The sequence below is a fragment of the Bordetella sp. N genome, assembly GCF_001433395.1.
Taxonomy (GTDB): Bacteria; Pseudomonadota; Gammaproteobacteria; order Burkholderiales; family Burkholderiaceae_B; genus Bordetella_C.
Window position 1 is genome coordinate 1,449,986 of the sequence record NZ_CP013111.1, and the last position, 24,461, is coordinate 1,474,446.

General features: G+C 65.9%; 19 protein-coding genes and 1 pseudogene. 14 read left to right on the forward strand and 6 right to left on the reverse strand.

Annotated elements, in window-relative coordinates; translation table 11 throughout:
• Positions 1-6 precede the first annotated feature (6 nt).
• Positions 7-1,737: a hydantoinase B/oxoprolinase family protein gene (locus ASB57_RS06290; RefSeq protein ID WP_057651464.1), complete on the forward strand. Its 1,731-nt coding sequence runs from the start codon at positions 7-9 to the stop codon at positions 1,735-1,737.
• 103 nt (positions 1,738-1,840) lie between these two features.
• Here the strand turns inward: ASB57_RS06290 and ASB57_RS06295 are convergent, their stop codons facing one another.
• Positions 1,841-3,091, reverse strand: a complete 1,251-nt coding sequence (locus tag ASB57_RS06295) for an MFS transporter (protein WP_057655958.1) — start codon at positions 3,089-3,091, stop codon at positions 1,841-1,843.
• A 393-nt stretch (positions 3,092-3,484) separates the two neighbouring features.
• On the opposite strand from ASB57_RS06295, the gene ASB57_RS06300 reads away from it, so the two are divergent.
• Both ASB57_RS06300 and ASB57_RS06305 read left to right on the forward strand, forming a co-directional pair.
• A complete protein-coding gene (locus ASB57_RS06300) occupies positions 3,485-5,215 on the forward strand; it encodes an ABC transporter permease subunit (protein ID WP_057651465.1) in 1,731 nt (576 codons plus the stop codon).
• Between the two features lie 152 nt (positions 5,216-5,367).
• Entirely contained in the window at positions 5,368-6,687 is a 1,320-nt protein-coding gene (locus ASB57_RS06305) for a nitrate/sulfonate/bicarbonate ABC transporter ATP-binding protein (protein ID WP_057651466.1), read from the forward strand.
• 44 nt (positions 6,688-6,731) lie between these two features.
• On the opposite strand, the gene ASB57_RS06310 is transcribed toward ASB57_RS06305, so the two are convergent.
• Positions 6,732-7,889: a metallophosphoesterase gene (locus tag ASB57_RS06310; RefSeq protein WP_057651467.1), complete on the reverse strand. Its 1,158-nt coding sequence runs from the start codon at positions 7,887-7,889 to the stop codon at positions 6,732-6,734.
• Between the two features lie 129 nt (positions 7,890-8,018).
• On the opposite strand from ASB57_RS06310, the gene ASB57_RS06315 reads away from it, so the two are divergent.
• Together ASB57_RS06315 and xerD are read left to right on the forward strand one after the other, a co-directional pair.
• Positions 8,019-8,990, forward strand: coding sequence for a VTT domain-containing protein (locus ASB57_RS06315; protein WP_057651468.1), 972 nt, complete (start codon positions 8,019-8,021; stop codon positions 8,988-8,990).
• Positions 8,990-9,949, forward strand: a complete 960-nt coding sequence (gene xerD / locus ASB57_RS06320) for a site-specific tyrosine recombinase XerD (protein WP_057651469.1) — start codon at positions 8,990-8,992, stop codon at positions 9,947-9,949. Before ASB57_RS06315 ends, xerD begins: the two co-directional genes overlap by 1 nt.
• A gap of 16 nt (positions 9,950-9,965) precedes the next feature.
• Here the strand turns inward: xerD and alkB are convergent, their stop codons facing one another.
• Positions 9,966-10,619 (reverse strand): DNA oxidative demethylase AlkB, encoded by a 654-nt coding sequence (gene alkB, locus ASB57_RS06325; protein WP_369822866.1) that lies wholly within the window; start codon positions 10,617-10,619, stop codon positions 9,966-9,968.
• Between the two features lie 126 nt (positions 10,620-10,745).
• Here alkB and ASB57_RS06330 point away from each other — a divergent pair, with 126 nt between their 5' ends.
• Together ASB57_RS06330 and ASB57_RS06335 are read left to right on the forward strand one after the other, a co-directional pair.
• Complete coding sequence (locus ASB57_RS06330; RefSeq protein WP_057651471.1) at positions 10,746-11,420, forward strand: carbonic anhydrase; 675 nt, start codon at positions 10,746-10,748, stop codon at positions 11,418-11,420.
• Complete coding sequence (locus ASB57_RS06335) at positions 11,417-12,301, forward strand: MetQ/NlpA family ABC transporter substrate-binding protein (RefSeq protein WP_082621407.1); 885 nt, start codon at positions 11,417-11,419, stop codon at positions 12,299-12,301. Before ASB57_RS06330 ends, ASB57_RS06335 begins: the two co-directional genes overlap by 4 nt.
• A gap of 12 nt (positions 12,302-12,313) precedes the next feature.
• On the opposite strand, the gene ASB57_RS06340 is transcribed toward ASB57_RS06335, so the two are convergent.
• Positions 12,314-13,414: an AI-2E family transporter gene (locus tag ASB57_RS06340; RefSeq protein ID WP_057655960.1), complete on the reverse strand. Its 1,101-nt coding sequence runs from the start codon at positions 13,412-13,414 to the stop codon at positions 12,314-12,316.
• A gap of 284 nt (positions 13,415-13,698) precedes the next feature.
• On the opposite strand from ASB57_RS06340, the gene ASB57_RS06345 reads away from it, so the two are divergent.
• On the forward strand, positions 13,699-14,103 hold the full coding sequence (locus ASB57_RS06345; protein ID WP_057651472.1) for a transcriptional repressor: 405 nt from the start codon (positions 13,699-13,701) through the stop codon (positions 14,101-14,103).
• On the opposite strand, the gene ASB57_RS06350 is transcribed toward ASB57_RS06345, so the two are convergent.
• Positions 14,078-14,989, reverse strand: a complete 912-nt coding sequence (locus tag ASB57_RS06350) for a LysR substrate-binding domain-containing protein (RefSeq protein ID WP_057651473.1) — start codon at positions 14,987-14,989, stop codon at positions 14,078-14,080. The genes ASB57_RS06345 and ASB57_RS06350 overlap by 26 nt on opposite strands.
• Before the next feature lie 114 nt (positions 14,990-15,103).
• Here ASB57_RS06350 and ASB57_RS06355 point away from each other — a divergent pair, with 114 nt between their 5' ends.
• From ASB57_RS06355 to ASB57_RS06380, 6 genes and pseudogenes are all read left to right on the forward strand, one after another.
• On the forward strand, positions 15,104-16,099 hold the full coding sequence (locus ASB57_RS06355) for a tripartite tricarboxylate transporter substrate binding protein (RefSeq protein ID WP_057651474.1): 996 nt from the start codon (positions 15,104-15,106) through the stop codon (positions 16,097-16,099).
• Between the two features lie 174 nt (positions 16,100-16,273).
• Positions 16,274-16,843, forward strand: coding sequence for a chromate transporter (locus tag ASB57_RS06360; protein WP_057651475.1), 570 nt, complete (start codon positions 16,274-16,276; stop codon positions 16,841-16,843).
• A 5-nt stretch (positions 16,844-16,848) separates the two neighbouring features.
• Positions 16,849-17,379: a chromate transporter gene (locus tag ASB57_RS06365; protein WP_057655961.1), complete on the forward strand. Its 531-nt coding sequence runs from the start codon at positions 16,849-16,851 to the stop codon at positions 17,377-17,379.
• A gap of 132 nt (positions 17,380-17,511) precedes the next feature.
• Positions 17,512-18,279 (forward strand): phytanoyl-CoA dioxygenase family protein, encoded by a 768-nt coding sequence (locus tag ASB57_RS06370; RefSeq protein ID WP_057651476.1) that lies wholly within the window; start codon positions 17,512-17,514, stop codon positions 18,277-18,279.
• A gap of 141 nt (positions 18,280-18,420) precedes the next feature.
• Positions 18,421-20,253 (forward strand): annotated as a pseudogene (locus ASB57_RS06375) (ABC transporter ATP-binding protein/permease).
• Positions 20,254-20,499: 246 nt separating this feature from the next.
• Positions 20,500-22,707 carry a hybrid sensor histidine kinase/response regulator gene (locus ASB57_RS06380; protein WP_197424976.1) on the forward strand — a complete coding sequence of 736 codons (2,208 nt, stop codon included), beginning with the start codon at positions 20,500-20,502 and terminating at the stop codon, positions 22,705-22,707.
• A gap of 90 nt (positions 22,708-22,797) precedes the next feature.
• Here ASB57_RS06380 and ASB57_RS06385 read toward each other — a convergent pair whose 3' ends face one another.
• A complete protein-coding gene (locus ASB57_RS06385; RefSeq protein ID WP_156414073.1) occupies positions 22,798-24,126 on the reverse strand; it encodes an MASE1 domain-containing protein in 1,329 nt (442 codons plus the stop codon).
• Between the last annotated feature and the right edge of the window lie 335 nt (positions 24,127-24,461).

Below are 24,461 nucleotides of genomic sequence, written 5' to 3' on the forward strand. Positions count from 1 at the left end.
CTCGCCATGTCCATTTCCACGACACTTTCCGACGACGCCTTCGACCCGATCGAGATGGAGGTCTTCAGCAATCGCCTGCTCAGCATCACCGAGGAGATGGGCAATACGCTGATCCGGTCGTCGTTCTCCAGCAATATCAAGGAACGCAAGGATTGCTCCGTTGCATTGTTCGATGGCCAGGGACGCCTGATCGCCCAGGCCGCGCACGTGCCCGTGCACCTGGGGTCGCTGTCGGGCGGCATCGATGCCGTGTTGCGCCGTTACGGCGTGGCCGGCATCCGGCCAGGCGATGCGTTCCTGTGCAATGACTCCTACCTGGCCGGCGGCACGCACGCGCCCGACATCACCGTCATCACGCCCATCTTCTGCGAGGGAGACCTGCGCTTCTTCGCCGCCAACATCGGCCATCACACCGACGTGGGTGGCGCGGTGCCAGGATCGACGTCGCATCATCTGAAGACCGTGTGGGAAGAGGGCATCCGACTGCCTGCCATGCGCATCGTGCGGCAGGGCGAGCTGGACCTGGACCTTCTGGAGATGATCGCGCACAACACGCGGGAGTACGACTACCGCATGCACGATATCCGCGCGCAGATCGCGACCAACGAGAAAGGCGCGCGCCTGATGCTGGAGCTGGTTGACCAGGCGGGCCTGCCAGTGGTGCTGGCCGCCATCGACGGCATCCTGCGCTACACGGAACGGCGTCTGCGCAATCGCATCGCGCAGCTGCCTGAAGGGACGGTGTCCTTCTTCGAGCGCATGGATGACGATGGCCTGGGCGGCGATCCGGTGAAGATCCAGGCCAATGTCCATGCCAGGGACGGCCAGCTGTTCGTGGACTTCACCGGCACGGGCGCCCAGGCGCGCGGCGCCTTCAACCTGCCCGCGAGCGCGCTGCATGCCAGCGTCTACTTCGCGGTGAAGGCCATGCTGGATCCCGAGCTGATGCCCAACAATGGCCTGTTCCAGCCGATCACCATCACGGCGCCGGAAGGGACCATCACGAATCCGCGCTTCCCCGCGGCGGTGGGGGCTCGCGTGACGACCGCGCAGCGCGTGGCGGGCACGGTGATCGGCGCGCTGGGCCAGCTGCTGCCCCAGGACAAGGCCATGGCCTCGTGCAATGACGTCATGCCGTCGATGTTGTTCTCCGGGCCCGGACCGGGCGGGAAGGGCACATTCGTCTATCTGGAGACCCTGGGCGGCGGCGCCGGTGGCCGCGCGCTTGGCGACGGCATGGACGGCATCCAGGTGCATGTCACGAACACCTCGAATCTGCCGGCCGAGGCCCTGGAGATCGAATATCCGCTGCTGGTCGAGGAATACGCCCTGGTCGGCGACACGGGCGGCGCGGGCCGCCACCGGGGCGGCATGGGCATCGCGCGGCAGATTCGCTCCCTGCATGATCAGATGATCTGCACGGTGCGCTGCGACGCGGCGCTGTTCGGCGCGGCGGGTTTGAATGGCGGTGGACTGGGGGCAACATCGACGTTGACGGAGAACGCCGGACGCCCGGACGAGAAGCGCCTGCCCAACAAGATTTCCGGCCATGCGCTGCCCACGGGTCGGTCAGTGCGGCTGGAAACACCCGGCGGCGGCGGTTATGGGGTGCCGGGTGAGCGGGATATGTCCGCGATTCGCAAGGATGTGCGCGGCGGCAAGGTCAGCCGCGCGGCGGCCGAGCGGGACTACGGCGTGGAGAAAGTCGCCCAGGCGTTGGACAAGAAAGAACCCTGAGGGAAAGCCTGGGCCGGGCCTGAGGAAGCAGCCCAGGCCGGGCGCCGCTGCCGGCCAGCAAACGCGGTGGTGGCCCCTCAAGTCAGAGGAACCGCCCCGCGCCTCAATGCGTTTCAGGCGTCACGTTATGCAGCGACCTCAGCCGCCGCAACTCCGGATACCAATACATCCATAGGGCCGCCACGGCGATGGTGCCGACGCCGCCCAGGACCACGGCAGCGACGGCCCCCGTCATGGACGCCATCACTCCCGCGCGGAACTCACCCATCTGATTGGACGTCCCGATAAACAGCATGTTGATGGCGCTGACGCGTCCCAACATGTCGTTGGGCGTGTTCAATTGGACCAGCGACGAACGCACCACGACGCTGATGGAATCCGCCGCGCCCAACACCATCAGGGCGACGATGGACACGGGGATCGAGGTCGAGATCCCAAATACTACGGTGGCGATGCCGAAGGCGAACAAGGCCCCGAACAGGGTCATGCCGATGTTGCCCGTCAGGTTCTTGCGTCCCAACACCAGCGCCATGCTGACCGCGCCCAAAGCCGGCGCCGCGCGCAGCATGCCCAGCGCCCAGGGTCCCGCATGCAGGATGTCCTTGGCGTAGATGGGCAGCAGGGCGGTGGCGCCCCCCAGCAGCACGGCGAACAGGTCCAGGGTCAAGGTGCCCAGCAGGATGCGGCGGCTGGCAATGAACGTGAACCCGGCAAACAGCGAGCGCCAGGTGGTCGGTTCCTTGCGCGAAGGCTGGCCCTCGATCTTCAAGGTCAGCATGGACACCAAGGCGATGAAGTAGCAGACGGCGGTCAGGGCATAGATCCAGCCCGCGCCCAAGGCGTAGCCCACGCCGCCCAGCGCCGGCCCGGCGATCTGCGCGATCTGGTTGGATGACGCCGACACGGCGGTGGCACGCGGGATCAAGGCGCGCGGCACCACAGCCGGAATCAGGGTGGGCATGGTCGGCGATTCGAAGGCGCGCGACGCGCTCATCGCGATGATGCAGGCGTAGACGATGTAGTGGTTGGCTTCGCCCGCCAACGACACGACCGACAGCACGGCGGCCGACAGGGTTTCGATGGTCAGGGTCACCGCCAAGATCTTGCGCCGGTCATAGCGGTCGGCCACATGGCCCACCACCAGAGTCAGCAGCAGCATGGGCATGAACTGCGCCAGGCCGATCAGGCCCAGGTCCATGGCGCTGCCGGTGAGGGAGTAGATCTGCCAGCCGACGGCAACCGACACCATCTGGTAGGCGAGCGAGGCGCCAAAGCGGGAGAGAAGGAAATGCGCGAAGGCTGGCCGCGTGACTAGAGGGGCGTCAGCGTTATCGGGGTCTGGCGTACTGGCCATCTGGAAGCGTAAACGAATCGTAAAACGTTGAAGGCTGGGATCGTATACCAAAACACGCGCCACCTCCGACATAAGCTTGTTCCCAAATTTCGCCGCATCCTTTCAGAATGATCGTGCTCTTGGGGCAGTCGAAGTCCTGGGATCTACAGGCCAGGGAGCGCTCAAAATCGGCGATCCTGAAAGCTGGAATTCAGGCACCTTTCACGGATTTCACGGGGCGCGGGCCCGGGCGTGGCGCATTAGCCGCAAAGCGCGTAATCAAGCGGTTTTTGGATGGACGTTGAGCGCGTCACCGTGCTACCTTGCGCTCGCCCTAGGGTTTACGCGTACCCAGGGCGAGAACGGATCCGGTCCAGGCCGGATATTGCTTAAGCAGCCTCGCCGGAGCCCGGCATGCATCCTTTCTTCGATCCCCGGCGCCTGGAGCGCCTCCCTGGAACCCGTCCCAACCGTTGGGATTGGTTGTTACTGCCGATGATCCTCGGCGTTTTGGTGCTCTTGGCGTTCGGCGCCAAGGAAATGGCCACGCCTTATTCGGTGGGCCAGCAGCTGCCGATCTCGCTGGACGCGGCTTACCTGCCGTACTACCTGTTGCGGACCACGCTGCGCATGTTCATCGCGCTGGGCGTTTCCCTGGTATTCAGCTTCATCTTCGCGGCCGTGGCATCCAAGTCGCGCACCGCGGAAAAGATCCTGGTGCCGATGGTGGACATCCTGCAGTCCATCCCCATCCTGGGTTTCCTGTCGATCACGGTGACCGGCTTCATCGCGCTCTTCCCCGGCAGCCTGCTGGGCGTGGAGTGCGCGGCCATCTTCGCCATCTTCACGTCGCAGGCCTGGAATATGGCGCTGAGCCTGTATCAGTCCATCCGCACGGTGCCGTCGGAACTGAACGAAGCCGCGCGCGTGTTCCGCCTGAGCGGCTGGCAGCGCTTCTGGCGCCTGGAGCTGCCTTACGCCACGCCCGCGCTGTTGTGGAACATGATGCTGTCCATGTCCGGCGGCTGGTTCTTCGTGGTGGCGTCCGAAGCCATCACGGTGTCCAACCAGGACATCAAGCTGCCCGGCATCGGTTCCTATATCGCGGCGGCCATCGACCAGCAGAATCTGCACGCCATCTTCTACGCCATCATCGCCATGGCGGTCGGCATCCTGATGTACGACCAGCTGTTCTTCCGTCCGCTGCTGGCCTGGGCCGACAAGTTCCGTTTCGAGGACACGCAGAGCAATACCGCCCAGCAGTCCTGGGTGCTGGACCTGCTGCGCCGCGGCAAGCTGACCCGCGCCATGTCGCTGGGCCTTGCACGGCGCGGCGAACGCGCGCTGGGCTGGTTCCGCCGCGGCTATGACGGCACGTCGGTGCGCGCCCGGGGCCGCGCCAGCCATCCGCTGCGCGAACGCATGGTGGATGCGCTGCTGACGGCGCTGGCCCTGATCGCCGTCTGGCGCCTGGCGGTGTTCGTGCATGCGGAAGTGGGCTGGTCCGAGGCCTTGCGCGTGCTGGGCCTGGGCGGGATCACTCTGGTGCGCGTGATGGTGCTGATCGCCCTGGCGTCGGTGATCTGGGTGCCGCTGGGCATCATGATCGGCTTGCGGCCGCGCCTGTCCCAACGTATCCAGGCGCTGGCCCAATTGCTGGCGGCGTTCCCGTCCAATTTGCTGTTTCCGCTGGCGGTGGTGGCCATCGTCGCCTTCAATCTGAATCCCGAAATCTGGCTAAGTCCGCTGATGATATTTGGGACGCAGTGGTACATCCTCTTCAACGTGGTGGCCGGCGCCAGCACCATTCCCAGCGAATTGCGCTACGCCGCCGACAACCTGGGCCTGAAGGGATGGCTGAAGTGGAAGCGCTTCTATCTGCCGGCCGTGTTCCCAAGTTTTGTCACTGGCGCGATCACGGCCAGCGGTGGATCCTGGAACGCCAGCATCGTGGCCGAAGTCGTCACCTGGGGCAAGACTACGTTGACGGCCACGGGGCTGGGGGGCTACATCGCGGAGATGACGGAAAAAGGCGACTTTCCGCGCATCGCCCTGGGCATCGGCGTGATGTGTATCTTCGTGATGGGGCTGAACCGGTACTTCTGGCGCCGGCTGTACCTGCAAGCGGAAAAGTGGAGCCGCTGAAGGCACCACCGAAAGCAGCACCGAAGGCATAAAACAGCCAGGCGGCATCGAATCATGGAATCAGTGGCAGGCCGGCCCGCGAGCAGCGGACCCCGCCACGGCAAATCGAATATCACGGCGGCCAGCAGTGCCGCCGGCGAGGGAGTAGGGCGATGAACGGCAAAGCCAATTTCCTGCTGGACCTGAAAGGCGTCAGCAAAATGTTCCAGACGGCCGACGGCACCAACCGGTCGGTGCTGGAGGACGTGGACTTCCAGCTGCGCGATGGCGAGATCGTCGCCTTGCTGGGCAAATCCGGCTCGGGCAAGTCGACGCTGTTGCGCATCATGGCGGGGCTGATACCCGCCGATCAGGGCCAGATCAGCTATCGCGGCCAGCCCCTCTACGGCCCGGCGTCCGGTGTGGCCATGGTGTTCCAGTCCTTTGCCCTGTTTCCGTGGCTGACCGTGCGCCAGAACGTGGCCCTGGGCCTGGAAGCGCAAGGCATCTCCCTGACCGAGCGCGAACAGCGCGCCGAGGCCGCGTTGGAGCTGATCGGCCTGGCCGGCTTCGGCGGCGCCTTGCCGCGCGAGTTATCGGGCGGCATGCGCCAGCGCGTGGGCATCGCCCGCGCCTTGGCCACCGATCCCGACGTGCTGCTGATGGACGAAGCGTTTTCCGCGCTGGACGTGCTGACCGGCGAGACCCTGCGTGACGACATGCTGGAGTTGTGGGACGAGCGCCGCATCAGCACGCGCGGCATCCTGGTGGTCTCGCACAACATCGAGGAAGCGGTCATGATGGCCGACCGCATCCTGATCTTCGCCAGCGATCCGGGCCGCGTGCGCGACGAGATCCGCGTGCAGCTGCCGCGGCCGCGCAATGCCGATTCGGCGGAAGTGCGCGCCCTGGTCGATCAGGTCTACGGCCTGATGACGGCGCGTCCCGTGCCCGCCAGCAAGACGGGCGCGCCGGCGCAGGAAGTGCATAGTGGCTACCGCTTGCCGGATGCCAACGTCGGCCGTATGGAGGAAGTGCTGGAGCTGCTGGCCGAGCCCCCGCTCAATGGTCGCGCCGACCTGCCGCGCCTGGCCGAGGAAGCCGGCCTGCCGGACGAGGAGCTGTTCCCCGCCTACGAAGCCTTGGGCCTGTTGGGCCTGGCGCTGGTCGAGCATGGCGACATCACGCTGACCACCGATGGGCGCCGCTATGCCGCCGCCGACCAACAGGAACGCCAGGAGCTGTTCGGCCGCCAATTGCTGGCCCATATTCCGCTGGCGGCCAACATCCGCCATTCATTGGAACAGGAAGCGACGGGCGAGTTGCCCGAGCGCCAGTTCCTGGAAATGCTGGAGGAGTTCCTCAAGCCGGACGAGGCCGAGCGCGTGCTGAAGGTGGCGGTGGAGTGGGGTCGTTATGGCGAAGTCTACGGCTACGACTACCACACCGGCCGCCTGCACCTGCCGACCACGCCGGGCGGCGAGTCGGACTAAGCACAGGACTAAGCAAAGGACTAAGCGCGGACCTAAGCGCAGGTTCAGGCGCCCCCGGCCACCAGCCGGATATGCGTGATCTCGGAAGGGGCGCCGACCCGCTTGGGCGGCCCCCAATACCCCGTCCCGCGGCTGGTATAGACCCATAGACGTCCCAGTCGCCGCAACCCGGCGGTAAAGGGCTGCTGCAGCCTCACGAAGAAATTCCACGGCAGGAACTGGCCGCCATGGGTATGGCCGGACAGTTGCAGCGTAAAGCCCGCCGGTTCGGCGGCGAAGGCGCTGCGCGGCTGATGCGCCAGCAAGATGCGCACGTTCACGTCGGCCGGCGCGCCGGCCAGGGCTTTTTCCGGATCGCTTTCCTGCGCGGGATCGTAGGCCCCCGCGCCATAGTCCGTGACGCCGGCGACGACCAGCCGCGCGCCGCCATGGTCGATCACCACGTGGCGATTCAACAGGACGTTCAAACCCAGGCGCTCGAATTCCGCCACCCAGGCGTCGGCGCCGGAGTAATACTCGTGATTCCCCGTGACCAGGAAGGCGCCATGCCGCGCCTGCAGGCGGCCCAGGGGGCGGGTGTGATTGGACAGCCGCGCGACGCTGCCGTCCACCACGTCGCCGGTAACGGCGATCAGGTCTGCCTGCAGGGCGTTGACGGCATCGACGATGGCGTCGACGTAGCGGCCCTTGATGGTCGGACCGACGTGTACGTCGGTGATCTGGGCGATGGTGAAGCCTTGCAGGCCCGCCGGCAGGCCGGCGATGGGCACGTCGACCGTCCGCACCGGCGCCCGCCGGCGCGCGTTGTACAGGCCGAGCAGGCTGCTGCACAGGGCCAGCAGGGGGACGGCGATGGCGGTGTCGGCCAGGGTGCCGGCGCCAGGCAGGGCGCGACCGCTCAGGGCGCCGGCCAGCCATATCGCCAGCAGGGCGACATCGCGCAGGAGGGTCAGGACGAACAGTGACGAGAAATACCCCATCAGCAGCAGGCCTATCCAGCCGAAGACCTCGGAGAAGCGGCGGGGCAGGCGGCGGCTGAGGAAGCCGGCGGGGATCACCAGGCAGGACAGCAGCAGGAAGCACAGGGCGGCCCAGCGGGCGGCGGGGCTGATCGGGGCGTCCGGGATCAGGCGGGCGCCCACATAGGCATGGGCCAGGACCCCGACGAAGATGATGCGGATGAGGAAAATGTAGCGGCGCATGGCGCTCCCTGCTCAAATGATTGCCGATTGAAAATCCACCGGCGCGCCCCCAATTATGCGTTATGGTGGCGGCGTGCAACGGTCGGGGCCCGCAGCCCCGGCATTGCTTCAAAGAACATCGAGATTGCTGTGAAAGACATCCAGACCCTGTTGCAGGGCTACGGACCCCTGCTGGTATTCGCCAACGTCCTGCTGGAGCAGGCGGGCCTGCCGCTGCCCGCTTACCCCATCCTGATCGTCGCGGGCGCCATGGTGGTGCATGGCGACATGTCCTGGCAGGCCATCCTGTTCGCCGCCGTGGCCGGCAGCCTGATCGCCGACACCGCCTGGTATTACGGCGGCAGGCGCTATGGCGGCGGCCTGCTGGGCACCGTCTGCCGCGTGTCGCTGTCGCGCGATACCTGCATCCGCCAGACCCAGTCTTTGTATCTGCGCACGGGGCCGGCCATCCTGCTGGTGGCCAAGTTCCTGCCGGGCGCCAGCGCCTTGTCCACCGTGATGTCGGGCCTGACCCGTCTGCCGATGCGCCGTTTCCTGACCTACGACGCGGCCGGCACCATCATCTGGGCCGGCTCGGCCATGATCATCGGCGTAGTCTTCAATGACATGCTGGCGCAGGTGCTGGACGTGCTGGGCCGCTACGGCACCTACGGCCTGGGCATCCTGGCGGTCGCGCTGGCCCTGTACCTGACCTATCGCATCTTCCGGCGCCGCTTCACCATCGCCCGGTTGAGCCACGTGCCGCGTGTGACCCTGGACGAACTGGACGCCTGGCAGGCAGGCAAGGACCAGGGCTGCGACGTGGTGCTGCTGGACGTGCGGGCCGGGGGTGTCGACCCCTTGCCGGGCGCCATCATGTTCGATCCGCACGATCCCATCACCACCGAACCGCGTGCGTGGCCGGTCGACGCGCGCATCGTCGTGTACTGCGCCTGCCCCGATGAAATCTCGGCGGCAGTGCTGGCGGCCAAGCTGAAGAAAGCCGGGTACGAGCATACGTGGGCCTTGCTGGGCGGCTACAACGGCTGGCTGGAACGTAACCAACGCCAGGCGGCCGCCAATGACAGCGACGCCGGCCCGACCGCGGCGCCTGCCGTCTGATGGCGCCACCAGGGGCAGGGGTGCCCAGGGACACTGCCGCGGACGCCCCGTCCATCCAGAGCCGCGACGACGTCGACCCCGGCATCGGCGATTTCCTCGATGCGCTCTGGCTGGAAGACGGCCTGGCGCGCAACACCCTGGCGGCCTACCGTAACGACCTGGCCAGCTTCGACGTCTGGCTGCGTGGGCATGCCGGGCGCGGGCTGACGCAAGCCGAGGCCGGCGATATCGAAGCCTGGTTCGCCGCCGTGCACCGCGACACCCGGCCCACCACGGCCAACCGGCGCCTGGCGGCCTTGCGCCGCTATTTCCAATGGGCCTTGCGCGAGCGCCTGGTGGCCCAGGATCCCTGCCTGGCCGTGCGCTCGGCGAAGCAGCCCATGCGCAGTCCCAAGACGCTCAGCGAAGCCCAGGTGGATGCCTTGCTGGCCGCACCCCAGCCGCTGACGGAGCTGGGCCTGCGCGACAAGGCCATGCTGGAGATCCTCTACGCCACGGGCCTGCGCGTGTCCGAACTGGTCGGCCTGGCCCTGCTGGACGTGAATCTGAACGAAGGCGTGGTGCGGGTGATTTCCGGCAAGGGCGGCAAGGACCGTCTGGTGCCGCTGGGCGCCGAAGCCGCCCATTGGGTCGACCGTTACACGCGCGAGGCCCGGCCGCTGCTGGCGAAGGGAAAGCCGTCGGATGCCTTGTTCCTGACGGTGCGGGGCGAGGGCATGCACCGGCAGAATTTCTGGTTGATCGTCGGCCGTTATGCCAAGGAGTCCGGCATTCATGCGCCCATCTCCCCGCACGTGCTGCGCCACGCCTTCGCGACCCATCTGGTGAATCACGGCGCCGACCTGCGTGTGGTACAGCTGCTGCTGGGCCATGCCGACATTTCGACGACGCAGATCTACACGCACGTCGCGCGGGAAAGGCTGAAGACCCTGCACGCGCAGCATCATCCGCGCGGGTGAGCACCCCAGCCCGACCTCAACGCGTCTTCCGAAACGTCAGATTCACCCGCACGGCCCCAGTGGCCGGATGATGCCCATCCGCCAGCGGCGCGATCCCGTGGAACGCCAGCCGCGACGGCCCGCCCCACACCGCGACGTCGCCATGCTGCAAGGGAAAACGGCGCGTCCGGTCGCCGCGCTGCAGGCCGCCAAAGAGAAAGATCGCCGGCAGTCCCAGGGAAACGGACACGATGGGCGCCCCCAGGTCCAGTTCATCGCGGTCCTGGTGCAGGGTCAGCCGGGTGCCGGGCCGGTACAGGTTCATCAGGCAGGCCTGCGGCGCGAAACCGGGGTAGCCGGCCCGCTCCGCGGCAGCGCGGGCCACGTCCAGGAAGATAGCCGGCATGGGCGGCCAGGGCCGGCCGCTGGCCGGATCGATGGGGTCGTAGCGGTAGCCGCGCCGGTCGGACACCCAGCCGAATTCACCACAATTGGTCATGGCCACCGACATGGTCTTGCCGCCCGGCGTGACCAGATGGCGCATGGGCGCGGCGGCGACCACCTGGCGGGCCGCGGCGAGCAGGGCCTCGGCCTGCGCGCAGGCGTAGCGCCGCAGCAGGACGGCGCCAGGCGCGATGGTTTCGTCCCAGGGCGCCTCGTCATCCGGGTCGCCGAAAAGGGAGTGAGTCAGGGTGGACATACCGGGATTCTAGAGCGGCCGACCCTGCTGACCACTCCGGTTCGCGCGGGTTTGACGTGCGGCCCGGTAAAATGCGCGCTATCTGGTACCGCATGGTCCGATTTACAGGTTACCGCCATGAGCAAAAACAACTTCTTTCCCGATCGCCTTTCCGCTGGCTACCAAGCGTTCCTGACCGGCCGTTTCCCCGATGAACGCGCTCGTTTCCGCCAACTGGCGGAGAAAGGCCAGAATCCGGAAATCATGGTGATCGGCTGCTGTGACTCTCGTGTCGCGCCTGAACTCATCTTCGACGCGGGCCCTGGCGAAATGTTCGTCCTGCGCAACGTGGCCAATCTGGTCCCTCCCTACGAGCCCGATTCGCACTATCACGGCACCAGTTCCGCCATCGAGTTCGCCGTCAACGGCTTGAACGTCAAGCACATCGTGGTGATGGGCCATGCGTCCTGCGGCGGCATCCGTTCCTACTACGACGACGCCGAACCCCTGGCCAAGGGCGATTTCATCGGCAAGTGGATGTCGCAGATCAGCGGCACCGCCAACCAGCTGAATTTCTCGGGCAAGGACCGCGCCGGCGACTTGCGCCTGCTGGAGCTGGCCGTGGTCGAACACAGCCTGCACAACCTGATGACGTTCCCGTATATCCGCCAACGCGTCCAGCGCGGCGAACTGGAACTGCATGGCGCGTACTTCGGCGTGGCGACCGGCCTGCTGTTCGTGCGCGATCCCGAAACCGGTGAATTCCATCCTTGCGGCGATACGCCCGTACCGCAGGACAGCGAGGACGCATGACGCAAAACCGGTGGTCCGCTGGCGGCCTGGCCGCCCCTGTGTCCGGCGCCCCGTCCAGCGCCACGCGCCGCAGCGTGCTGACGCGTCTGGGCGCGCTGGGCGCCGCCGCGCTGCTGCCCGCGTGGCGGCCGGCACTGGCGCAGAACGCGCCTTTGCGTATCGGCGTGATTCCCAGCGTGGCCAGCGAGGCCACCGAAATCGCCATCGACCAGGCTCGCGAGCACGGTGTGCAGGCCAAGCTGGTCGAATTGAGCGACTGGGTGATGCCGAATGTGGGCGTGGCGGAAGGCTCGCTGGACGTGAACTTCTTCCAGCACGCGCCTTTCCTCGACGTCTTCAACAAGACCCGCGGCCAGAACCTGGTGCCGATCGCCTATGGCTATTCGACCACCATCGGGCTGTTCTCGAAGAAGCTCAAGCGCGGCGAAGCCATCCCGCACGGCGCGTCCATCGGCATCCCCGCCGACCCCGTCAACACCGGGCGGGCATTGCTGCTGTTGCAGGGCATGGGTTTGATCCGCCTGAAAGACGGCGTGGCCGAGAAAGCCACGTTGCTGGACGTGGTCGACAACCCGCACAAGCTGAAGTTCGTGTCCATCGAAGGCTCGCAGGCGGCTCGCACCTTTGACGACGTCACCGCGTCCGTCACGTACACCACCTTCGCCAAGCATGGTGGCCTGGACGAAAAGGACGGCCTGGCCTTCGACAACAACGACCCCGAAAACGTGCGGCGTTACGCCATCCGCTGGGTGACCTTGCCCAGTCGGGCGGAAGACGCGCGTCTGCTGAAATTCATCGGCATCTACCAGCAGTCGCCCGAGGTCAAGGCGACCCTGCGGCGACTGTATGGGGATTTGATCGCCTTCCCCTGGGAGGCGTGAGGACCCAGCCGCTTACTCTTCGGTCGGCGGCATCGACCCGGCGTCCAGCGTTTCCCCCGAGGGCAGCGTCTGGCCGTCGGAGGCGAACAGATCCCACACCGCGGTGAACAGGGCCGCCACCAGCGGGCCGATGACGAAGCCGTTCAGGCCGAACAGCGCCATGCCGCCCAGGGTCGAGATCAGCACCAGCCAGTCAGGCAGCTTGGTGTCCTTGCCCACCAGGATGGGGCGCAGGATGTTGTCCACCATGCCGATGACGACCACGCAGAATACCGTCAGTCCTATCCCTTGCCAGAGCGCGCCGGTCAACAGGAAGTAGGCCGCCACGGGCACCCAGATCAGCGCCGCGCCGACAGCCGGCAGCAGGGACAGGAAGCCCATCAAGACCCCCCACAGCAAGGCCCCCTGGATGCCCAGCACCCAGAACGCGATGCCGCCCAGGAAACCCTGCGTTGCGGCGACGGCGATATTGCCTTTCACCGTCGCGCGGATGACCGTGGTGAACTTGCGGGCCAGATGCTGCTTGTAGGCCTCGCTCATCGGGATGGCCTGGGTGATCCGGCGCGACAGCGTACCGCCGTCGCGCAGCAGGAAGAACAGCAGGTAAAGCATGATGCCGAAGCTGATCACGAACTGGAACGTGTCCTGGCCGATACTGAAGGCCTTGGTCGCCAGGAACTGGCTGGCCGACATCGCGCCCGCGCTAAGCTTCTGCTGCAGGCTGCGGATGTCGGACAGGTCGTAGCGGTCCAGCATGCTGTGAACCGAAGGGGGCAGGGCGGCCACGGCACGTTCGAAATAGGTGCCGAAATTCAGGTCGCCGGATTTGACCTGCTGGTACAGCATGGTCCCTTCCTGCACCAGCGAGCCGGTGATCACCACCACCGGCAAAATGGCCAGCACGATACATAGCAGCAAGGTGATGAGCGCGGCCAGATTGCGCCGCTTGCCCAGCTTGGCCACCAGCCGCCTTTGCATCGGCGCGAAGATGATGGCCAGGATGGTGCCCCAGAAGATCGCGCCGTAATACGGGAACATGATCCACACGAAAGCGATGGATACGGCGATCAGCAGGGCGAGGAAAGTGCGGTAGTGGAGGGTGTTCGAATTCATGTAGATCCCGGGAAGGTGGCCCGGCCGGCGCACGTGCGGGCTCATGCGGGGAGGAACGGGCGGCCATAGACACGCATCATGCCACTAAATAGGGGCGGGCCAGGATTCGGTCATGGACTTGTCCACCCGGCCGCCATGGGACTTTGAAACCCGATTTGACGCGATTCGCCCCTTGCCGGGGTTACGGTCATCCTTGCATCGGGCTGGCGTGCCGGTGCTCTTCGATGGATACTGGAGGGCGGTCGCCATGCCGACCGCCCTCCAACGATTACGCGGAGATACAAATGAGCGACGCGGTGGATCTCAAGGGAATCGGCCTCAAGGTCACGTTCCCTCGCATGAAAATCCTGGATTTATTCCATACCAGCGAACAACGTCACCTTAGCGCCGAAGATGTCTACCGGGTGCTGATTAACGATGGCGTGGAAATGGGCCTGGCCACGGTGTATCGCGTGCTGACGCAGTTCGAGCATGCGGGCCTGCTCAAACGCAGCCAGCTGGGCGGCAACAAGGCGGTGTTCGAGCTGAACGACGGCGAGCGGCACCACGGCCATCTGGTCAGCACCACGACCGGCGAGGTCGAGGAGTTCTACGACCCGCAGATCGTCAAGCGCTTGCAGAAAATCGCCGACGACATGGGCTATACGCTGACGGACCACACCATCACGTTATTTGGGACGCCGAAGTAGGGGCCGACGCCATGGCGAAGAACCGGGCGAGCAGGGGCGAGGGGTCATCGGCACGGTGCGCCAGCAGGATCTCGCTGGCGGCATCGTCCGTTTCCAGGTCCCGGTAGACCACGCCGGGAATGCCGGTCTTGGCATAGGTTTCAGGCAGGATGGAAATGCCCATGCCGGCCGCCACCAGTCCGATGATGGTGGCGCCTTCGCGCGCATCCTGGCCGACATGCGGCGCGAACCCGGCCCGGCTGGCCAGCACCGTCACGTGCTCGAACAGGCCGCAGCCCAGGCCGCGCGGAAACAGGATGAAGGTATCTTCCGATAGCGCGGACAGCGGCACCGGCGCGGTTTCCCGGGCCAGGCGGTGACCCGCCGGCAGCACCGCCATCAGGCGGTCGCGCCACAGGCGCAGCACGCGGATATTGGGCGGCGGACAGAACAGCACCGAGGGGCGCAGAAAGCCCACATCGATGGTCTTTTCCGCCAGGGCCTTCAACTGCTGGCCCGTGGACATATGGATCAGGTCCGCGCGCGCCGCCGGATGGCGGCCGCGAAAGTCCTGCACCATGCGGGGAAACGCTTCGAACATAGGCACCGAAGCGGTGAAGGCGATACGGATTTCCCCGGCTTCGCCCCGGATGGCCTGGCGCACCACGTCGCCGGCGCGTTCCAGATGCAGCAGGGCCCGGCGGGCCTGCTCCAGGAACAGGCGGCCGGCTTCGGTCAGGGCGACGTTGCGGTTATTGCGGGTGAACAGGTCGGTCCCCAGCTCCTCTTCCAGCGCTTTCACCTGGGTGCTGAGGGGCGGCTGGCTGATGTGCAGGCGGCGGGCGGCGGCGCTGAAACTCAGCTCTTCCGCGACAGTGACGAAGTAACGAAGCTGGCGAAAATCCATGAGTTATCTGAAAAACCTATAAATCGGCGCTGGAAAAAGTATTGGACGATATCAGTCCAGACGCGGCACCATCAAGCCCAATTAGAAATTCTTAATGCTCCATGGAGACAAAGCATGCAACGCAGCCCCGCGCTCGCCCGGATTTTTCGCGCCCTCGGCGTGGCCACTGCCCTGATCGCCGCCGGCGCTCCCGCCCTGAGCCACGCTGACGACAGCTTCCCGTCCAAGCCCATCCGCGTGGTGGTGCCGTATGCCCCCGGTGGCGCCGTCGACATCGTCAGCCGCCTGATCACCCAGAAGATGGGCGACACGCTCAAGCAAAGCATCATCGTCGACAACCGCCCCGGCGGCGCGACCAACATCGGCATGGACCTGGTGGCTCGCGCGCCGGCCGACGGCTACACGATCCTGACCTCGTCGCCGTCGCTGGCCAGCAATGCGTCCTTGTTCGCCAAGCTGCCCTTCGATCCCGCCAAGGACCTGGTGCCGGTCGGCGCCATCGGCTACGCGCCGCTGGTCGTGGTCGTGGCGGCGGATTCCCCCTTCAAGACGCTGAAGGACATGATCGCCTACGGCAAGGCCAATCCGGACAAGCTGACCTTCGGCACGGCCGGCAACGGCAGCTCCGGCCATCTGGCCAGCGAACTGTTGAAGGCCGCCGGCAAGTTCAATGCGCTGCACGTGCCTTACAAGGGCGGCGCGCCGGCCATCACCGACCTGCTGGGCGGCCGCATCTCGTTCATGGCGATCAACCCGCTGGAAGTCATCGCCCACATCAAGTCGGGCAAGATGCGCGCGCTGGCCGTGATGGACGACAAGCCCGCGTCCTTGCTGCCCGACGTGCCGACCGTGAAGGCGCTGGGGCTGGACAATTCGGAAGCCACCGTTTGGTGGGGCCTGAACGCGCCCAAGGGCACGCCCGCTCCCGTCATCGAAAAGCTGAACGCGGCCTTGCAACAGGCCCTGGCCGATCCGACCGTGAAGACGCGTCTGGCCGACCTGGGTGCCTCGGCCACGCCGGGCAGCGCCGCCGACTTCGGCAAGTTCGTCGAGACGGAAACCGCCAAGTGGTCGCAAGTGATCAAGGCCGCGCATATCCAGGCGGACTGATGCAGGCGTGATTCGATGCGCCTTTGGTCGTCTTCGTGGCGGCCATCATGAAGAGAGCGGGGCAGTTCAAAGCTGCCCCGTTTTTTTTCGTCTGGCGTGCCCGCGTGATTCTTAGGTCTTATATAATACATAAGACTTGAATATCCCCCCGACCAAGCAAGGAAGATCGTCGGCATGAGCCCTCCCACCCCCGACCAGAGCGCCGAACTGGCGCCGCCTCCCACACTGAGCCAACTGTTCTGGGGCTTTTTCGTACTCGGCATGACCGCTTTCGGCGGCGCCTTGCCGCTGGTCAGGCGTATGGTGGTGGAGAAGCACCGCTGGCTGTCCAGCGAAGAGTTCACGACCATGTTGGGCCTGTGCCAGTTCCTGCCGGGCGGCAACATCATGAATCTGGCGGTGGCGTTGGGGATGCGTTTTCGCGGGGTGGTCGGTGCGGTGGTCGCCTTGATGGCTTTCGTGCTGGTGCCGACCATCGTGGTGTTGGCGCTGGGCGTGGTTTATGACCACTACCAGCACGATCCGCATGTGCGCCATCTGTTCGCCGGCCTGGCCGCCGCTGCCGCCGGCCTGGTGATTTCCATGGCGCTGAAGATCGGCAAGCCCATCCTGAAGAACCCGTGGGGCGCCGTGATCGTGGTGGCCTGTTTCATCGCCATCGCGATCCTGCGTCTGCCCCTGGTGCCGACGATGGTGGTGCTGACGCCGCTCAGCATCCTCGGTACGTGGAGGCTGCGTCGATGAGCGCGATGATGCAAACCCTGTGGGATCTTTTCACGCTGTTCACGCAGCTGTCCCTGATCTCCTTCGGCGGCGGGATGACCATCCTGCCCGAGATGCAGCGCCAGGTGGTGGACGTGCATCAGTGGATGTCGGCGGAGACGTTCACGTCCCTGTTCGCCCTGGCTCAGGCTGCCCCCGGGCCCAATCTGATGATCGTGCCTCTGGTGGGCTGGCATGTGGCCGGCTGGTCCGGCATGCTGGTGTCCAGTGCCGCCAAATTCGTGCCGCCGGCCCTGGTGACCATCCTGGTCCTGCGCCTGTGGGAGAAGTTCAAGGACCGTCCGTGGCGGGTGGTGGCGCAGCAGGGCATCTTCCCCATGACCGTGGGGCTGGTGGCGGCCAGCGGCGTATTGATCACGGTGGCGTCGGTGACCAACGTGCTGTTGCTGATCATCGCGGTGGTGGCCACGCTGCTGGGCTGGCGCACCAAGGTGCATCCGCTGTGGCTGCTGCTGGGTGGGGCCGTGGCGGGGCTGGTCTTCGGTGGCCTGTTCTAAGCGCGGCCAGTCCTGAGCCGGTGCGCGCCCTCTGACACTGACGGTGATCAAAGATGCACCCTGGCGGTGTCGTCGGGCGGCCAAACAGAACGTAAAATAAAAAGGCCTTTACTCCCCCGCCAGGCAGTATCCATGTCGTCGCTCAATGCCTCTCAAATCGAAACCCTGCGCCAGCAGGGTTTTGTCATCGCCAAGCAGTTTCTGGCGCCCGAACGTCGCGCGGCCTTGCGCCAGCTTGCCGAGACGCAGCTGGCCCAGGCGGTGGCGCCCCTGGAATACGAGGCCGACCTGCGTTATCCCGGCGCGCCCACGTCGCGCAACGCGGAAGGCGGCGGTACCGTGCGGCGCCTGCTCGATGCCTATACCCGCGGTGCGCCTTTCGAGGCCTGGGCCACGGATCCGGCCATCGAGGCTTCGCTGCATGCTTATTTCGGCGAGGCGGTGGTGCTGTCGCGCGCGCATCACAACTGCGTCATGACCAAGCATCCCCGCTACGGCAGCCTGACCGGCTGGCATCGCGACATGCGCTACTGGTCCTTCGACAAGGAAGACCTGGTGTCGACCTGGCTGGCCCTGGGGCAGGAGACCGCGCATAACGGCGCGCTGTGGCTGGTGCCGGGTTCGCATGCGATGGACCTGCCGCAGGAACGTTTCGATGCGGTGCAGTTCCTGCGGGAAGACCTGCCGGAAAACCAGGCCTTGATCGCCCAGGCCGTGTCGCCCACGCTGGAACCGGGCGATGTGCTGTTCTTCCATTGCCGCACTTTGCACGCGGCCGGCCGCAATCAGAGCGACGCGGTCAAGCTGTCGGCCGTGCATACCTATCATGCGGCCAGCACGCGGCCGCGCCCCGGCACGCGATCGGCGGGCAAGCCGGAAGTGCCGCTGACGACGGGTTGAACGTTTAGGGCGTCAACCAGGCGCGGTCCGGGCGTCGTCCGGTGGTCGGCTGCCCGAACGTAAGACAATCGCGTAAAACAATCGTGAAACCTAAGTTCCGCCTTGCGGTCATAGCTGCTGGCCAGAACTTAGGACGACACCATGAATTCAGCCTCCTTTCAGGATAGGGGCGGCGCCGGGGATACGGCGCATTCGGGCGCGAAGGCGCCGAGCACGTGGGCCTTGATCAGGCCGTTCTGGTTTTCCGAGCAGCGTCATCGGGCGCGCGCCATGTTGTTGCTGGTGGTGCTGTTGAACCTGGCCATCGTCTACGTCAACGTTCGCATCAACACGTGGTTCGCCAGTTTCTACGATGCCATCGAGAAGCACGATTTCCCGGCGTTCAAGCATCTGCTGCTGGTGTTCACCGTGCTGGCCATGCTGTTCATCCTGATGTCGACGGCGCAGATCTATGTGCGACAGGGGCTGGAGTTCCGCTGGCGGCAATGGCTGACCGATGTCTATCTGGCGCGTTGGCTGCGCAGCGATACCTACTACCGGCTGGAGCGCGATCACACGATAGACAATCCGGACCAGCGTATCGCGGAGGACCTGCGCAGCCTGGCGTCCAACACGCTGGCCCTGTCGCTGGATCTGCTGTCGACGGTGGTCACGTTCTTTTCCTTCGTCACCATCCTGTGGGTGCTGTCCGGGACCTTGAGTTTCATGCTGTTCGGCCATGGCGTGGCCGTTCCCGGCTATATGGTGTGGGTGGCCATCGTGTACGCCGTGGTCGGGTCGTGGATCATTCAGAAGGTCAGCGGCGGGCTGATCGGTGTCAACTACCGGCAACAACGGGTCGAAGCGGATTTCCGGGTGCTGCTGGTGCGCTTGCGCCAGAACGCGGAACAGGTGGCCTTTTACGACGGCGGCGCCGTGGAAGGGGCGCGCGCGCGGGTGGCTTTCGGTGCGATCCGCGCCAACTGGCGCGAGGTGATGCGCTATACCAAGCGGCTGATGCTGGCCAGTTCCATTTACGGACAGGCGGCGTTGATCTTTCCGATGATGGCGGCGGCGCCGCGTTATTTCGCCGGGGCGTTCACCATCGGTGTGTTGATGCGCTTGAACGACGCCTTCGGTCAGGTCAGCACGGCCTGTTCGTGGTTCATCAACAGTTATTCGACGCTGGCGGAGTGGCGCGCCACTGTCAACCGGCTGCGCGAGTTCAGCCGGCGGCTGGACGAGCCGGAAGCCAGTGACCTGCGCCGCGTCGTGGGCAGTGGCGTGCGTGCCGCCGGGCTGGCGGTCAGCCGGCCGGATGGACGGGCATTGGCGGTGCCGGCGGATTTCGCCATCCAGCCGGGCGAACGCTGGCTGGTGCGCGGGCCTTCCGGCAGCGGCAAGAGCACCTTATTGAGGACCTTGGCGGGGCTATGGCCGTATGCCAGCGGGGAGGTGACCATGCCGCCGGCAACGGCTGCAACGGGTCCAACTGCCGCAGCGGCCGGGGCTTCCGTAAGCGACATGGCAACGGATGCCGGTTCGGCGCGGTTGGCGTTGTTCCTGCCTCAGGTCAGCTATGTGCCGGACGGGGAACTCAAGGATGCCTTGTGCTATCCGGACGACGCGCAGGACCATGACGATGCCGATTGCTTGCGGGTCTTGCGGGACTGCCATCTGGAGGACTACGTGGATCTGCTGCATGCGCGCGACGCCTGGAGCCACCGTCTGTCGCCCGGCGAAAAACAGCGCCTGTCCTTCGCGCGCGCCTTGTTGCTCAAGCCGGCGTTCCTGTTCCTGGACGAGGCCACGTCGTGACTCGACGGCGCGACGGAAAGCGCGCTGTACGAGGCAGTGGTGAAGCAATTGCCCGGCACGGCCATCATCAGCGTGGCGCATCGGGACACCGTGGCACGCTTCCACACGCGCGAACTGCGCGTGGGCCCCAAAGCAGGATTGGGTGAACTGCCTGTCGTGGCGGAGGCAATGGCTTAGCTGATCACAGGTGCTCTTTAGGGCGGAACGGCCCGGCAAGCCAGCGCCGACTCCGGGCAACCCGCAGGGTTGCCCGGTCCTCATGGGGATGCAACGATTACTGAGGTGGATGCGGAACGGCGACAGGGGCAGTCGCTACATAGCTACGGTATCCAAAACAAACACGACGTTTGGCAAAAGAAAGATGTTCAGGGCAGCGCGGCAACGGTTGCTAAACTCGATTGCCGCGTCTCCAAGCCCATGCCCATGAACTTGCCAGACCTAAAGCGCAAGCGGTATCCGCGCATACTTCTCGTCGCCAGCCTTCTTTTCCCGGTGCCATTCCTGGGCGCCGCGCTGGCGACGCCCAATGACGCCATGCTGGTGACGACCATCAGCCCGACGGCAGCCACCTTGGCCCCCGGGCCCGGCCTGCTGCGGGACCAGGGCATTCCAGTCGCGGTGTTCTGGCGGGAAATATTCCCGGCCATGCTGCTGGTGCTGGCCTTCGCGGTGGTCCTTTCCCTTGCCTATGTGCAACTGCGGCGCGAAGTGGCGCGGCGCCGCAGCGCGGAATTGCGTCTGGAGGCCGCGCGCGACCTGGCCGACAGCGCGTCGCTGGCCAAGGCGTCCTTCTTCGCGACCATGAGCCACGAAATCCGCACGCCGCTCAGCGGCATCATCGGCATGCTGGATCTGTTGCGGCGCGGCACCATGGACGGCGACCACCGCCAGATGATCACGGCGGTGGACACGGCGGCCAATTCCCTGCTGCAAATTCTGGACGACGTACTGGATTTTTCCAAGGCCGAGGCCAATCGCCTGAGCCTGGAAATGCTGCCGGTAGACCTGCGCACCATCGTCCACAGCGTGGTGATGGTCATCGGCGAGCCCGCGCGGCGTCGCGGCGTGCGCACCTTGCTGCGGGTCGACGCGAATGTCGGTGGCGAGGTGCAGGGCGATCCCTTGCGTATCCGGCAGATCCTGTCCAACCTCATGAGCAACGCGGCCAAATTCACGCATCAGGGCCAGGTGACCCTGATGGTCGCGGTGGACCGCAGCGATGCGCAAGCCCAATGGCTGCGATTCACCGTCACCGATACCGGCATAGGCATTCCCCACGACAAACTGGCGCAGGTCATGGCGCCTTACGGCCAGGCCGAGGACGGCACCAGCCGGCACTACGGCGGCACGGGCCTGGGCCTGTCCGTGTCGAGCCGGCTGGCCGCGCTGATGGGGGGCAATATCGCGTTGACCAGCATGCCGGGCCATGGCACCACGGCCACGTTCACGTGCCGTTTTCTGGTGACCGCGGCGGCGCCCGAGCCCGCGGTCACGATGGATCTGGACGTCAACAGCCTGGCCAGCCGCGTCGACAAGACCCCACGGCGGCATCAGGTGATCGCGGCGCGGGCCCGCGCGGAAGCCAGGGCGCATGCCAGCCTGGAGGCGGGCAGCACGACGGCAAAGCGGCAGGAACCGCCGCCGCGGACGCCGTTGGCGGCGGAAGGTGAGCGCGCGGCGGACGTCACGGAGCAGGCTTCCTTGCCGATGCCAGCGACAACGCCAACGACAACGCCAACGACAGCGCCAACGACAGCGCCAACGTCAACGTCAACCTCAACACCGATGCAGATGTCAGTCTCAGTGTCAGCGGCAGCGGCTGCCAGCGGGGGGCAGAGCGGCCGGGCGTGCATTCTGGTGGTGGACGACCATGCCATCAATCGTGAAGTGGTGCGGCGTCAGTTAATGACCTTGGGGTATGACTGCGACGTCAAGGAAGATGCGCCGTCGGCCCTGGAGGCCTTGCAGCAACGCAGTTATGCCTTGCTCCTTACCGATTGCCAGATGCCGCCGATGAACGGGGGCGAGCTGGCGCGTGCCTGGCGCGTCATCGAAGCCGCGCGCGGTAGCGCACGCCTGCCTATTGTTGCCATGACGGCGACGGCCGAACGCGCGCTGCCGGCGCCCGAGATCTGCGAGGCCATCGACGACTGCCTGTACAAACCGATCAAGCTGGATTCGCTGCGTGAGATGCTGGCGGAATGGCTGCCGGGGCCGGGCACCGGGGACGCGGGTGTCGTCGCGGACGCGGCCATGGTCATGGCGCCGCTGCATGGCTTGGACCTGGAGGGCCTGAAGGCACAGTTCGGCGATGCGCTGACGGCGCGGCGTTTCGCGCTGCAATCCGTGCAGTTGCTGCGGGATGACCTGGCGCAGGCGCGCGGGCCCTTGTGCGAAGCGTTCTACGACGAGGCGGCGCGCTGGTTGCACCGCAGCGTGGGCGCCTTGAGCATGCTGGGGCACTGGCCAGTGATCACGTCGGGCAGCCTGCTTGAGAAATCCATGCAGCAGATCGCCGCGGGGACGCCGACGGAGGCGGCTGTCGATCGTGCGGATCTGTTGCCGCGCCTGGCGGCAGTGCTGCGTGAATTCGAGGATACGCTGCAGGAGATAGAGCAAGCGCTGCAATGAGCAGGCTGGCGTGCGCTTGGAAGGCTTACGTACACGGCTTAAATGCAAGGCTTACGGGCATGGCTTAAGGGCACGCCTTAGGGGCCAGCCTTACAACCAGCTCGTATCGCCCCAGGGACTCAGCAGCCCGGTCACCGACGCCACCGATCCATCCGGCAGGCGCACGGCTGAACCGTTCAACTCCACGTCGTGATACTGCCCGTCGGCGCACTGCAGGCGCAGGCGCAGCCGGCGCGCGGCGTCCGGGGTGCCAGTGCTGCCCACCCAGGCGCGCAGCAGTTCGCGGTCATCGGCGTGGACGTAGGATAGCCACCGGTCCACGGTCGTCTCGGGCTGGCAGGCCGGCCCGTAAGGGGACGGAAAGTCCCCCAGCCAGATCACCCGCTGGGTATCTGGGAAGAACTCCCACGCCAGGTGATGGCTGGTGCGCAGGGCGGACTGCAATTGCTGTTTCCAGGCCACGGCCTCGCGGGTGGCGCGTTCGCGGTCGGCGCTCAGCGCGCCCAGCAACAGGCTGAGCAGGGCGGCCGCGCCGAGGAAACCCTGGATCGCCACCAGGGGAACACCCCCCAAGCCGCCATAAGGCCCCAGGCCGCTAACGGTATACGAGCCGGTGACGATGGCCAGACCGGTCACTACCAGGGTACAGCCCGCCTGGCCCCATGCCACCGCGACAAAGGCCAGGAAAACCAGGGGAGCGTAAGTGAGGTCCGCGGCGGGCCGGCCCTGCCATAACCAGTCCGACCATTGCTTGTTGAACACCAGCGTGGTGCCGGCCAGCAAGGCGAAGGCGGCGAGCAACCCCAGCCACAGATTGCGCAGATCCTGTTCGATGAAGGCCGACGCGCGCCAGTTCGACCACGCGATGACCAAAGGCGTGGTGATCAGGCAGCCGACGAAGGCCGCCTGGGTCCAGATGTACCAGTGATGCGTGTCGATGCTTTCATTGATAGCGTGTAGGCCCACCGCCACCAGCCAGCCGCCGGCCACCGTGGCCACGGCCAGGGGCAAGACGAACCACAGCACACTGCCGACCCGTGCCAGGCTGCGGCGGTCGCTGGTGCGCCAGCGCCAGATAGCGGCCACGGTGCTACAGAGCAGCAGGTCGCCCAGGGCGAAAACAATGGCGGCAAGCAGGCCACGCTGGGCCACCAGGATGCCGCTGGCGATATGCAGGGTCGCGGCCAACGCCATCCAGCCTGGCCAATGCCGCCGGCAGCTGAGCATCAGCGCCGCGAGCAGCAGGCCGGCGGGCGGCCAGAGCAGGGTGGACATGGTCACCGCGTCGCGCTGGCGCATGCACAGCACGGCCAGCACGCCATAGACGAACACGAAGGCGAAGCGGAGGAGCAAAGCGTTGCGCGCCACGCTGGTGGAAATTGGCGTCACGTGGGCGAAGATGGTGAGAGAAAGCAGCAAGATACCCAAGCGATGCCCGCAAGGCAAGCGTCGCGGGACGACAGTGCAGGAATTCAAAACGATGGCTGCCGGAGCGTCTATAACTCCGTAAGTTGGTTCATGAATCGGCCAATTGTGTCTGGAGTGCTAAGGTTGCGGCTCGCCGCAGTTTCCGAGGAATCCATGGTCACGATCCGCTCCGCCGACACTGCCTGGCAGGCCGCCGTGGCTTGGCCGCGTCTTGTTCGCGCCGTGGCCACGTCCCTGCTGGGGCTGGCGATCCTGGGCGCGACCGCAGCGACGCCCCTGACGCCGGCGGCGCGGGCGGCGTCATTCCCGGCCGTGGAGGCGCGCAA

Coding starts and splice junctions, on each gene's coding strand:
- ASB57_RS06290 (WP_057651464.1), top strand. CDS start 7: ATGTCCATTTCCACGACACTTTCCGACGACGCCTTCGACCCGATCGAG.
- ASB57_RS06295 (WP_057655958.1), bottom strand. CDS start 3,091: ATGGCCAGTACGCCAGACCCCGATAACGCTGACGCCCCTCTAGTCACG.
- ASB57_RS06300 (WP_057651465.1), top strand. CDS start 3,485: ATGCATCCTTTCTTCGATCCCCGGCGCCTGGAGCGCCTCCCTGGAACC.
- ASB57_RS06305 (WP_057651466.1), top strand. CDS start 5,368: ATGAACGGCAAAGCCAATTTCCTGCTGGACCTGAAAGGCGTCAGCAAA.
- ASB57_RS06310 (WP_057651467.1), bottom strand. CDS start 7,889: ATGCGCCGCTACATTTTCCTCATCCGCATCATCTTCGTCGGGGTCCTG.
- xerD (WP_057651469.1), top strand. CDS start 8,990: ATGGCGCCACCAGGGGCAGGGGTGCCCAGGGACACTGCCGCGGACGCC.
- ASB57_RS06330 (WP_057651471.1), top strand. CDS start 10,746: ATGAGCAAAAACAACTTCTTTCCCGATCGCCTTTCCGCTGGCTACCAA.
- ASB57_RS06335 (WP_082621407.1), top strand. CDS start 11,417: ATGACGCAAAACCGGTGGTCCGCTGGCGGCCTGGCCGCCCCTGTGTCC.
- ASB57_RS06340 (WP_057655960.1), bottom strand. CDS start 13,414: ATGAATTCGAACACCCTCCACTACCGCACTTTCCTCGCCCTGCTGATC.
- ASB57_RS06345 (WP_057651472.1), top strand. CDS start 13,699: ATGAGCGACGCGGTGGATCTCAAGGGAATCGGCCTCAAGGTCACGTTC.
- ASB57_RS06350 (WP_057651473.1), bottom strand. CDS start 14,989: ATGGATTTTCGCCAGCTTCGTTACTTCGTCACTGTCGCGGAAGAGCTG.
- ASB57_RS06355 (WP_057651474.1), top strand. CDS start 15,104: ATGCAACGCAGCCCCGCGCTCGCCCGGATTTTTCGCGCCCTCGGCGTG.
- ASB57_RS06360 (WP_057651475.1), top strand. CDS start 16,274: ATGAGCCCTCCCACCCCCGACCAGAGCGCCGAACTGGCGCCGCCTCCC.
- ASB57_RS06365 (WP_057655961.1), top strand. CDS start 16,849: ATGATGCAAACCCTGTGGGATCTTTTCACGCTGTTCACGCAGCTGTCC.
- ASB57_RS06370 (WP_057651476.1), top strand. CDS start 17,512: ATGTCGTCGCTCAATGCCTCTCAAATCGAAACCCTGCGCCAGCAGGGT.
- ASB57_RS06380 (WP_197424976.1), top strand. CDS start 20,500: ATGAACTTGCCAGACCTAAAGCGCAAGCGGTATCCGCGCATACTTCTC.